Consider the following 11,324-nt stretch of genomic DNA (forward strand, 5'->3'; position numbering starts at 1 on the left):
CCTCACACTTTGTTCTAAAGGAATGGTAGGAAGGTACCTAGGATAAGAAGAAGTATGCTCACAATGACAATAACGACAATGAGTTTAGTAACAAATTTCCACCAAGTTCCTAGACTAATACGACCGAGCGCGAGAGCACCCATAACAATACCAGAAGTTGGAGCGACAAGGTTTAGTACGCCAGATGCAGATTGATAGGCAGTGATGATGAGACTAGGTTTTACGTTAACGAACTCACCAAGTGGTGCCATGATTCCCATTGTAGCACTAGCAAGTCCAGATGAAGATGGGATAAGGAATGACATAGGAAGGTAGAAGAGGTAAGTCAAAACGATGAAGACTTGAGAAGAGAGACCTTGAAGTCCGACTTCACCCCAGTGTAGAATGGTTGCAGTAATCATACCGTCATTCATGATAACTTGGATACCACGAGCCACTGCACAAATCAAGGCTACAGTGAGAAGATCTGCTGCACCAGCCATAAAAGTAGAGATAATCTTGCTTTCCTTGAGGCCGTAAACAACACCAATAAGAATACCCATCACAGCAAAGAGCATCGCACCTTCTGGGAAGTACCAGCTACCGAATGGTAGAGCAGATGAACCGATAGCTCCACCAATAACAGGGAGACCAATCAACCAATTCTTGAAGTCTTCAAATAGAGTGATGTGCAAGTCTACCCAAGGGATAAAGCTGGCAATCATGATGATGAAAGTCAAGATGAACAAGGCAAGAACATGTTTTTGTTTCTTGTTCAAGACAGATGGAGCATTTTCGTTATCAGTGACATTGAAGTGTTTAAGGTCTTCTTCACGTTGAGAGTAGACAAGTGATTTTGTAGGATCTTTTTGAATCTTTTCCGCATAGCGGTAAACAAAGTATGTGCTAATACCTGTCATAACAAACCAGAAGATGATACGAAGGATAACCCCGTCCATAGATGACACACCTGCGGTATCAGAAGCGATAACAGTAGCAAAGGGATTGAGAGTAGAGGCAAGACAGCCAACTTGAGAACCTAGTAGGATGATGGCAACGGCAGTAATGCTATCAAAACCAACAGCCATCATAACAGGAACAAGGAGTGGATAAAATGCCATGGTTTCTTCACCCATACCATAAGTTGTTCCTCCAAGTGCAAAGAGGGGCATGAGGATGAGGATCAGCATTTTTTCGCGTCCTTTGTATTTCTTAACAATAGAGGCGATACCAACATCGAGTGTGCCTGTAGCATTGACAACGCCGAGAAATCCCCCAACCATGAGGATGAAGAAGGCTACGTCAATAGCGGCTTTAGTTGGTTCGTGACCGAGCATCGCCCGGATTGGAGCCATTAGAATATCGTAAATCCCTTGGGGATTAGAGTCAACAGTTTGATAGGTACCTGCAATGAGGCCACCTGCTTCGTTCGTGTCATACTTACCTGCTGGAATGATCCAAGTCAAGATTGCCATGATAGCAATAATAATGATCAAAACAGTGTAAGATGAAGGCATTTGGAACCTTTTTTTTGTTTTTTCACTCATTTGTTTTTCCTCCTAAACTATGCCACAAAGTATAAAAACGAATGATGTTGGTTTACCTGAGTGCTCCTAGTTAGAGCTTGTACTTGGGTTAAAATGGCTAGTCTTTAACAATAATTGTTCCGCTTTCGGACTCGATCAAGGCACCTAGATTGCTGAGGGAAGTGATAACAGCCTTGCCTTCTGGGTGGTTGGTTACAAAATCGATAGCAGCTTCGACCTTGGGTAGCATGCTACCCGGCGCGAATTGTCCTTGTTTGATGTATTCTTTTAGTTGACTGACGGTAACGTGTTCAAGTTTTTCTTGGTCTGGTTTATTGTAGTTGACATAAACATAGTCTACGCTAGTAAGGACGATAAAGAGGTCAGCTTCGACGAGTTCTGCTAGTCGTTGAGACGCAAAGTCTTTATCAATAACGGCTTCTACCCCACGCAGGTAACCGTTTTCATTTTTAACGACAGGGATACCTCCTCCACCTGCTGCGATGACAACTTGACCATTATCGAGCAAGGTGCGGATGCTGTTGATTTCTTTAATGTCGATTGGTTTTGGTGAAGCCACCACTTTACGCCAGCCACGACCGGCATCTTCTTTGAAGGTTGCTCCTGTTTTTTCGCTCTCAGCTTTGGCATCCTCTTCTGAGTAGAATGGACCGATTGGTTTGGTTGGATTGATAAAGGCAGGGTCTTCTTTGTCTACTATAACTTGGGTAACAACAGAAGCGACATTTTTATCAAGTCCTACATCAAGCAATGCGTTATCAAGAGCACATTGTAACCAAAAACCGATACTACCCTCAGTCATGGCAACCAAAGAATCAAGGGGGAAGGCAGGGTTTTTTTCCGAATCTGCCATCAAGTGTTGAAGCAAGAGGTTACCCACCTGAGGACCATTTCCGTGAGTAATGATCAGTTCATCTCCATTTTGAATCAACTTGACCAGATGACGAGCTGTTTCTACCAGAGCAGCTTGTTGAGCTTGGGCAGATGGATCAGTGGAGAGGATGGCATTTCCGCCTAAAGCAACGACGATTTTTCTATGAGACATGAGCTCTCCTTTCTTTAATATGGTAAACCTGACAGAACTCCAGGAGTTACAGGCAGGTATGATGATAAAATATGAAGTGGAGGTAGCGTCTTTTAAAGGATAAATTAGTCATTACTACGAATCAAAAGGGGCTGAACGCATAGCTGACGTTTATCAGAATGAGACTAGGATGCAGGAAGATGACAAGAGTAAGGTGGCAAATCTGTCAAAAAGAATCTGTGCTTTCTTTCGCTAGAACTGATAAGCTATCATAGCTTTCGTCTCAACCCCTGTGTTGTGTATACGAGCAAGTTTTATACTTTAGGAATGTAGAGATTTCCAAGAGTAGCAGCCATAACAGCCTTGATAGTGTGCATACGGTTTTCTGCTTGGTCAAAGTGACGAGCATACTTGCTGCGGAAGACTTCATCTGTTACTTCCATTTCTTCTACGCCAAATTTTTCAGCAACATCTTTACCATAGACAGTGTGAGTGTCGTGGAATGCTGGTAAACAGTGCAAGAAGATCAAGTTTTCGTTATCTGCTTTTTTCACTAAGTCCATATTGACTTGGTAAGGTTTCAAAAGTGCAACGCGTTCTGCGAACTTGTCTTCTTCACCCATTGATACCCAAACGTCTGTGTAAAGAACGTCTGCGCCTTTAACTGCTTTGTCAGCATCTTCAGTGATGAGAACATGTGCGCCACTTTCTTTAGCAAATCCTTCTGCCAATTCAACGATTTCTTTTTCTGGGAAGAGTTCTTTTGGTGAGAAGATGTGAACATTGACACCAAGGATGGCTCCTGTTACAAGCAAGCTATTGGCAACGTTGTTACGTCCATCACCACAGTATACCAATGTCAAGCCTTCCAAGCGACCGAAGTTTTCTTGAACAGTCAAGTAGTCAGCGAGCATTTGAGTTGGGTGCCATTCGTCAGTTAGACCGTTCCATACTGGAACGCCTGAGAATTCTGCCAGTTCTTCAACCATACGTTGGCTGAAACCACGGAATTCAATCCCGTCAAACATACGACCCAAAACTTTTGCAGTATCTTCAGTAGATTCTTTTTTACCTAACTGAATGTCATTTGCTCCGAGGTATTCTGGATGAGCACCAAGGTCAATAGCTGCAGTTGTAAAGGCTGCACGTGTACGAGTAGAAGTTTTTTCAAACAAGAGGGCGATATTTTTACCAGCAAGGTAGTGGTGTTGGATATTGCGTTTTTTCAAATCCTTCAAGTGAGCTGAAAGACCGATAAGGTATTCTAACTCTGCGCGAGTAAAGTCTTTTTCTGCTAAGAAGCTGCGTCCTTGGAATACTGAATGTGTCATTCTATTATTTCCTCTTTCTATTTTTTACATTTTTTATTGACAAATACTAAACAGCGATTATACTTCTTCGCGTTCAAATGGCATAGACATACAACGAGGTCCACCACGGCCCCGAACCAATTCACTTCCGCGGATCTTAATCAAGCGAAGCCCGTATTCTTCTAGGATCTTATTGGTAATGGTATTGCGGGCATAAACGACTACTACACCAGGTGCGATGGTCAAAGTGTTGGAACCGTCATTCCATTGTTCACGCGCAGCTGCTACGATATTGCCACCACCGCAACGGATCAAATGAACTTTTTCTATGCCGAGGTTCTTCGCAAGAAGTTCAGCTAAGTCACCTTTTTCTTCAACAATCTTGAGTTTTTCATCTTCATAAGTGACAGAGTACACACGAAGATCGCCTTCGATTTCTGGGTGAATTGTGAACTTGTCATAGTCAACCATGGTAAAGACAGTATCCAAGTGCATGAATTTACGGTTGTTAGCAAATTCAAATGCCAATACTTTCTTGAAGCCAACATTTTTCTTGAAGATGTTCACCAAGAGTTTTTCAATCGAAGCTGCGTCTGTACGTTGAGAAATACCAACTGCTAATACATCTTTAGAAAGAACTAATTCATCTCCACCTTCGATACGTGTATCTTCTTCACGGTTGTAAACCAATTCCACTTTTCCACCATAGATTGGATGGTGTTTGAAAATGTATTTACCATAAAGAGTTTCACGGTTACGAGTATCTGCATACATGTGGTTAAGTGATACGGCATTACCAATAGTTGCAAATGGGTCGCGAGTGAAGTAGAGGTTTGGCATTGGGTCGATAGCAAATGGATAGTCTGACTCAACCAAGTCAGTTAAGCCTTTTGCTTCTTCAGGAATTTCTGGCAATTCAACTTTCTGAACACCAGCCATAGTTTTTTCAACCAATTCTTGGTTGTCCTTGATACTGTGAAGTAATTCACGAATAGCCGCCTTGGTTTGACGACCACGGATGTTGGCTTCGTCTAAATATTCCTCGATAAATTGATCGCGGATTTCTGGGGAAGTCAATGATTCAGCAGCCAATTGCTCTAGGTAAAGGACCTCAATTCCTTCATCACGAAGAGCTTGAGCAAATGCGTCATGTTCTTTTTGAGCATCTTCCAAGAATGGAATGTCATCAAAAAGGAGTCTTTCAAGATAGTCAGGCAACAAGTTTTCCAACTCTTTGCCTGGACGGTGCAACATAACTTTTTTCAGTTTCCCAATTTCTGAGAATACCTGAATCGGATGTGAAGACATGTGTTTTCCTCCTTAAAAATTTTTACGGTGGCACCTTTTTGGTACCGCTTACATTTACGTTATATCACATTCTCAGAGGCGTGTCAATAGTAAAAAATGATTAAAAATTTGGACAAAATAAGGTTTTAGTAGTATTTTATGTTATTATACGATAGCAAAAGGGATTACAGGAAATAAATGTATAAACTTCTACTAAAAAGAATATAATTTTTTTTGAAAAAATTATGCTAAATTTCACATTTTAAGAAGAAATGTCCAGATTTTAATTCAGTTCTGACGAGGAATTGAGAGGAACTGTGATTGAAAGTTGCTTAGAAAATTATATGAAATCTATCAGAAAAGTCTTTCTTCTAGGCCACTTTAAATGTATATTGTACAAATTATAGAATCTTTTCTGAGTATTTAGGAAGACAACCTTGTCTTATTGACGGTACCTAGATTTTTTGTTATAGTCAACGAGGTAACAACTAGGAAGAATGGTTTATTCACAAGTTGTGGATAAGTCTAGGGGAAGCAGGACATTCAGCTAATATCCTAAAAGGTTCCTGAGAATTGCACCGGTAACTAGTAACTGGCTAGCCTTCTAGTAGAAATCCTATTGTAGTGGGGATTTGAGCAGGTCTGCCTGAGAGTGACAGGTTCAAAGTATAAGAGCTGGATTCTGTAAAAGCTAGTTTTTAGCATGTTTTCTTATCCACAAGTTGTGGATAACTTTGTGAACAAGAGAAAGAGATATGAGATGATGACGAACATAAAACCACATGGGCCATTACCAAGTCAGGCCCAGCTAGCTTATTTAGAGGATGAACTAGCTGCCTTTATCCATTTTGGTCCCAATACCTTTTATGACCAGGAATGGGGAAGTGGGCAAGAGGATCCCAAGCGTTTTAACCCGACCAAGTTAGATGCGCGTGAATGGGTTCGGGTACTCAAAGAAACGGGTTTTAAAAAGCTGATTTTGGTGGTCAAGCACCATGATGGTTTTGTCCTCTACCCGACCGCTTACACAGACTATTCGGTCAAGGCTAGTCCTTGGAGGGATGGAAAGGGGGACTTGCTCCTTGAAGTTTCCCAAGCTGCAACTGAGTTTGACATGGATATGGGAGTTTATTTATCTCCTTGGGATGCCCATAGTCCCCTCTATCATGTGGACCAAGAAGCAGACTACAATGCCTATTATCTGGCTCAGTTGAAGGAAATCTTATCAAATCCTGACTATGGGAATGCTGGTAAGTTTGCTGAGGTTTGGATGGATGGTGCCAGAGGGGAAGGGGCCCAGCAGGTCAACTATGAGTTTGAGACTTGGTTTGAAACTATTCATGATCTACAAGGGGATTGCTTGATATTCTCAACAGAGGGAACTAGTATTCGCTGGATTGGCAATGAACGGGGCTATGCAGGGGATCCCTTGTGGCAAAAAGTCAAGCCCGACCAGTTGGGGACAGAGGCTGCATTAGATTATCTACAGCACGGAGATTCTTCGGGTACGTTGTTTTCAATCGGTGAGGCAGATGTTTCCCTTCGCCCGGGTTGGTTTTACCATGAGGATCAGGATCCTAAGTCTCTTGAGGAGTTGATCGAAATCTACTTTCATTCAGTGGGGCGAGGAACCCCTCTCTTGCTCAATATTCCACCAAACCAAGATGGTCTCTTTGATGAAAGAGATATCCAGCGACTGTATGAATTTAGAGCCTACCGTGACGCACTCTATAGCGAAGATTTGGCTCTGGGAGCCAAGGTATCTGGTCCGGCTCTATCAGCAGACTTTGCCTGTCATCATCTGACAGATGGACTGGATACTAGTTCTTGGGCAAGTGATGCAGAGTTGCCCATCCAGTTAGAACTCGATTTAGGAACTACCAAGACTTTTGATGTGATCGAGCTGAGGGAAGAGTTGAAGTTGGGGCAACGCATCGCTGACTTCCATGTTCAGGTAGAGTCGGATGGTTTCTGGCAGGAGTTTGGGTCAGGATTTACAGTGGGCTATAAACGCCTTTTGCGAGGATCCATGGTAGAGGCTCAGAAGGTGCGTGTAATCATCACAGAGGCACAGGATTTGCCAGTATTAACTAAGATTTCACTTTATAAAACACCTAGCTTGTCGAAAAAAGAAGCTGTTCAGCAACTAGAGTTTTCAGAAAAAAGTCTAGCTGTGACCAAGGGAGAAAATGCCCATTTTACAGTTAAGCGCAGAGAATGTAGTGGTCCTTTAGAAGCTAAGATTTCGATTCAACCCGGGACGGGTGTGCATGGTGTCGCTTATCAGGATGAGATTCAAGTCCTTATGTTTCAAGCTGGCGAGACTGAAAAAAGGTTGACGCTTCCAACCTTGTATTTCGCAGGAGATAAAACCTTGGATTTCTATCTGAACCTAATGGTGGATGGTCATCTTATTGATCAACTCCAAGTCCAAGTTTCATAAAAGAAGAACCTTTGCGCCATGCAAAGGTTCTTTTGGTTATGAGTGATTTGGTAGCCAGCTGAGGGTGAAGGTCAGTTGCTCAGATTTCAAGAGGTCCTGGTGTTGGATGCTAGATACAGGAGTCTTGTCCAATCGACACTCTTTGACAAAGTTAAAATGGCTGTAGTTTTGCTCAGCATGGATATCTAGCCATTTATTTTCCTTAGCTAGGTAGACACGGAGATGATCAAAGAGGGGAATTCCTAGGTCGTAGCTTGGTCTTCCTGGACAGGTCGGGTAGAATCCAAGAGCCGACCAGATATACCAAGCAGAAAGACTACCGTTGTCCTCATCGCCAGGGTAGGCTTCCCAGCTTGGTTTGAAGGCCTTCTGACGTAGCGTCTTGATGAGAAGGCTAGTGTATTCAGGGTAGTCACTGTAGCGGAAGAGATAAGGGATGTGGAAGCTAGGTTGGTTGGAAATGGCAATTTGCCCAAAAGAAGCGGTAGCCATCTCGCTCATTTCATGAATCTCGTAACCATAGCCAGTCGTTTCAAAGAGAGGAGTAGCCTGACAGGTTTTCAAAAGGTAGCGGCTAAAGTTTTTCTTTCCACCCATCAGTTGACGCAAACCTGGGATGTCGTGGAGGACGCCTAAAGTAGCTTGAATGGCTGAACATTCAGCGTAGTCGCGTCCCCAACTATAAGGAGAGAAGTCAGGGCGGAAGTTGCCTTGATTGTCTCGTGCTCTCATGTAGCCTGTCTCAGCGTCAAATAGATGACGGTAATTTTGCGACGCGACCTTATAAGTTTGGGCGATGTCATTCTGACCAAGCTTTTCGGCGCAGCTGGCGATACAAAAGTCACTATAGGCATAGTCTAGGGTGTGGCTGACACTTTCGTGGTGGTCGGTTGAAAGATAACCTAATTCTTGGTATTGAGCTAAACCGTGGCGACCGTTGATCCCAAGAGGATCAGACTTGGTGGCTGTTTCAAGCATGGCTTGGAGGAGTTCTTCTTCCAAGTCGGGGGCCATTTCCTTGCAGGCGCTATCTGCGATAATGCCGTCTAAAAGAGTGCCAGGCATCATGCCACGTTCATCTGGAGCTAGCCATTTTGGAAGAAAACCAGTATCGCGGTAGCTATTGAGGAAACCTTCTAGAAAGCGGTGATAGTGTTCCGGTATGATAAGGGCAAAGAGGGGGAAGGTAGTGCGGAAGGTATCCCAGAAACCATTGTTGCTAAAGAGGACGCTAGGTTTGACAGTGCCAGTAGCCAGATCTATGTGGATGGCCTGCCCTGACTCGTTCACCTCATAAAATGTCTGCGGGAAGAGGAAGAGTCTGTAGATGCAGTGATCAAAGAAGGTTCGGTCAGCCTCTCCTGTCTCTATAACGTCAAAACGATGGAGGAGATTTTCCCAGTCCGCTTGTGCACTTGCTTTACAGTTATCAAAGTCCGTTTGAGGTAGATTAAGCAGCGCTTGAGAAGGAGAGATGAAAGAAGTCGCTAGCTGGATCTCAGCATGGCTATCTGCGAGGTCAATTCGCCAGTCTCCGCTTTCTTGGCTGACAGCAAGAATATCCGTATCCATTTGTAGGGCAGTGAACAGCATCAGCGGATTTTTATTGGTCTCTGTTTTGCCTTCTTGTCTTAGGGCCAGAGTCCGCTTATCTACTTGCTCTACTGTCAGTTCATCTGCTGCGTGAAGATAGAGGGAGAGAGCCTTGCCTTGCTTTTGCTGGAAACGAATTGAAGCACCGTAGCAAGTCGGTGTGAGCTGAGTTTCAATCTGATAGCGCAGAGAAAAGAGCTTCAAATAGTGAGGCTGGAAGCAAGCTTTATCTATATCATAAGAGGACTGGCGGTGAAAGAGACTGTCTCCCCCAAGCTGACCTGTGACAGGTGTTAGGAGGAGCCAAGAGTAGTCGCCAATCCAAGGGCTGGGCTGGTGGGTCAATCGAATCCCCTGAAAGATGGGTAGATGCGGATCGAAGAACCAAGCTCCCTCCTGGTCACTGGTCTGGGGCACAAAATAATTCATCCCAAAAGGCACGCCTGTATAAGGCAGGGTATTTCCCCGAGAGAAGGCCTGCTTGCTAGCAGTACCAAAGCGGGTATCGATGGTTTCAAGTAGTGGTTTCATAGTCTTTCCTTCAGCTGTTTTTCTACATTATATCAGAAACAGAGGAGCTTTAGATAGGAGGTTCAAAAGAAAGCAATTTTGTAGAAAAAAGACTAACATTTGTGTATATATTTTCTAGCATAAAAACTATATACTGAACATGAAACTTGTTTGAAAGAGGTAAAATCGATTATGGTTTATTCAAAAGAGATTGTTAGAGAATGGCTAGACGAAATAGCAGAGCGTGCCAAGGACCATCCGGAGTGGGTGGATGTCTTTGAGCGATGCTACACCGACACCTTGGACAATACAGTTGAGATATTGGAAGATGGTTCAACTTTTGTGCTCACAGGAGACATTCCCGCTATGTGGCTTCGTGACTCGACGGCCCAACTCAGACCATATCTTCATGTGGCTAAAAGAGATGCTCTTTTGCGCCAGACCATTGCAGGTTTGGTCAAGCGTCAGATGACCTTGGTGCTCAAGGATCCTTATGCCAACTCTTTTAACATTGAGGAGAACTGGAAAGGTCACCATGAGACAGACCACACCGACCTTAACGGCTGGATTTGGGAGCGTAAGTATGAGGTGGACTCTCTTTGCTATCCTTTGCAGTTGGCTTATCTCCTTTGGAAAGAAACAGGAGAAACCAGCCAGTTTGATGAGACTTTTGTCGCAGCGACCAAGGAAATTCTTCATCTCTGGACGGTAGAGCAAGATCACAACAACTCTCCTTATCGTTTTGTTCGTGATACCGACCGTAAGGAAGATACGCTGGTAAATGATGGCTTTGGTCCTGATTTTGCCGTGACAGGTATGACCTGGTCAGCCTTTCGTCCGAGTGATGACTACTGTCAGTATAGCTACTTGATTCCGTCCAATATGTTTGCGGTCGTTGTCTTGGGTTATGTCCAAGAAATCTTTGCAGAATTGAATCTAGCTGATAGCGAGAGTGTCATCGCAGACGCTAAACGCCTCCAAGCAGAGATCCAAGAAGGGATCGAAAACTATGCCTACACCACCAATAGCAAGGGTGAAAAGATTTACGCCTTTGAAGTGGATGGTTTGGGAAATGCCAGCATCATGGATGATCCAAATGTACCAAGTCTACTGGCTGCTCCCTATCTTGGTTACTGTGATGTGGATGATGAAGTGTATCAAGCAACTCGTCGGACCATTTTGAGCCCTGAAAATCCATACTTCTATCAAGGAGAATACGCTAGCGGTCTCGGAAGTTCTCATACCTTCTACCGCTATATCTGGCCAATCGCCCTTTCTATCCAAGGCTTGACAACAAGAGATAAGGCGGAGAAGAAATTCTTGCTCGATCAGCTCGTTGCCTGCGATGGTGGCACAGGTGTCATGCACGAAAGCTTCCACGTAGATGATCCAACGCTCTACTCTCGCGAATGGTTCTCATGGGCCAACATGATGTTCTGTGAGTTAGTCTTGGATTACCTGGGTATCCGTTAATACTCTTCGAAAATCTCTTCAAACCACGTCAGCTTCGCCTTGCCGTAGGTATGGTTACTGACTTCGTCAGTTCTATCCACAACCTCAAAACAGTGTTTTGAGCTGACTTCGTCAGTTCTATCTACAACCTCAAAGCAGTGCTTTGAGCAGCCTGCGGC

General features: G+C 43.9%; 7 protein-coding genes. 2 read left to right on the forward strand and 5 right to left on the reverse strand.

All coding sequences use genetic code 11. The features are described 5' to 3' along the window. Positions 1-14: 14 nt before the first annotated feature. From HMPREF9184_RS07520 to arcA, 4 genes are all read right to left on the reverse strand, one after another. Positions 15-1,526, reverse strand: coding sequence for a YfcC family protein (locus tag HMPREF9184_RS07520; protein WP_001291839.1), 1,512 nt, complete (start codon positions 1,524-1,526; stop codon positions 15-17). Between the two features lie 97 nt (positions 1,527-1,623). After that, a complete protein-coding gene (gene arcC, locus HMPREF9184_RS07525) occupies positions 1,624-2,571 on the reverse strand; it encodes a carbamate kinase (RefSeq protein ID WP_000019631.1) in 948 nt (315 codons plus the stop codon). 293 nt (positions 2,572-2,864) lie between these two features. Further along, on the reverse strand, positions 2,865-3,881 hold the full coding sequence (gene argF / locus HMPREF9184_RS07530; protein WP_000149841.1) for an ornithine carbamoyltransferase: 1,017 nt from the start codon (positions 3,879-3,881) through the stop codon (positions 2,865-2,867). Positions 3,882-3,938: 57 nt separating this feature from the next. Then, entirely contained in the window at positions 3,939-5,168 is a 1,230-nt protein-coding gene (arcA, locus tag HMPREF9184_RS07535; protein WP_000094627.1) for an arginine deiminase, read from the reverse strand. A gap of 742 nt (positions 5,169-5,910) precedes the next feature. On the opposite strand from arcA, the gene HMPREF9184_RS07540 reads away from it, so the two are divergent. Beyond that, on the forward strand, positions 5,911-7,590 hold the full coding sequence (locus HMPREF9184_RS07540) for an alpha-L-fucosidase (protein ID WP_033586042.1): 1,680 nt from the start codon (positions 5,911-5,913) through the stop codon (positions 7,588-7,590). Positions 7,591-7,626: 36 nt separating this feature from the next. Here HMPREF9184_RS07540 and HMPREF9184_RS07545 read toward each other — a convergent pair whose 3' ends face one another. Continuing rightward, on the reverse strand, positions 7,627-9,714 hold the full coding sequence (locus tag HMPREF9184_RS07545) for a GH92 family glycosyl hydrolase (protein WP_000803442.1): 2,088 nt from the start codon (positions 9,712-9,714) through the stop codon (positions 7,627-7,629). 171 nt (positions 9,715-9,885) lie between these two features. Here HMPREF9184_RS07545 and HMPREF9184_RS07550 point away from each other — a divergent pair, with 171 nt between their 5' ends. Further along, entirely contained in the window at positions 9,886-11,166 is a 1,281-nt protein-coding gene (locus HMPREF9184_RS07550) for a glycoside hydrolase family 125 protein (RefSeq protein WP_000263067.1), read from the forward strand. Positions 11,167-11,324 lie beyond the last annotated feature (158 nt).

The sequence above is a fragment of the Streptococcus sp. oral taxon 058 str. F0407 genome (assembly GCF_000235485.1).
GTDB lineage: Bacteria > Bacillota > Bacilli > Lactobacillales > Streptococcaceae > Streptococcus.

What these genes read in the sequence shown, in the direction of transcription:
- HMPREF9184_RS07545 (WP_000803442.1), bottom strand. Translation starts at nt 9,714, where the DNA reads ATGAAACCACTACTTGAAACCATCGATACCCGCTTTGGTACTGCTAGC.
- argF (WP_000149841.1), bottom strand. Translation starts at nt 3,881, where the DNA reads ATGACACATTCAGTATTCCAAGGACGCAGCTTCTTAGCAGAAAAAGAC.
- HMPREF9184_RS07520 (WP_001291839.1), bottom strand. Translation starts at nt 1,526, where the DNA reads ATGAGTGAAAAAACAAAAAAAAGGTTCCAAATGCCTTCATCTTACACT.
- arcA (WP_000094627.1), bottom strand. Translation starts at nt 5,168, where the DNA reads ATGTCTTCACATCCGATTCAGGTATTCTCAGAAATTGGGAAACTGAAA.
- HMPREF9184_RS07550 (WP_000263067.1), top strand. Translation starts at nt 9,886, where the DNA reads ATGGTTTATTCAAAAGAGATTGTTAGAGAATGGCTAGACGAAATAGCA.
- HMPREF9184_RS07540 (WP_033586042.1), top strand. Translation starts at nt 5,911, where the DNA reads ATGACGAACATAAAACCACATGGGCCATTACCAAGTCAGGCCCAGCTA.
- arcC (WP_000019631.1), bottom strand. Translation starts at nt 2,571, where the DNA reads ATGTCTCATAGAAAAATCGTCGTTGCTTTAGGCGGAAATGCCATCCTC.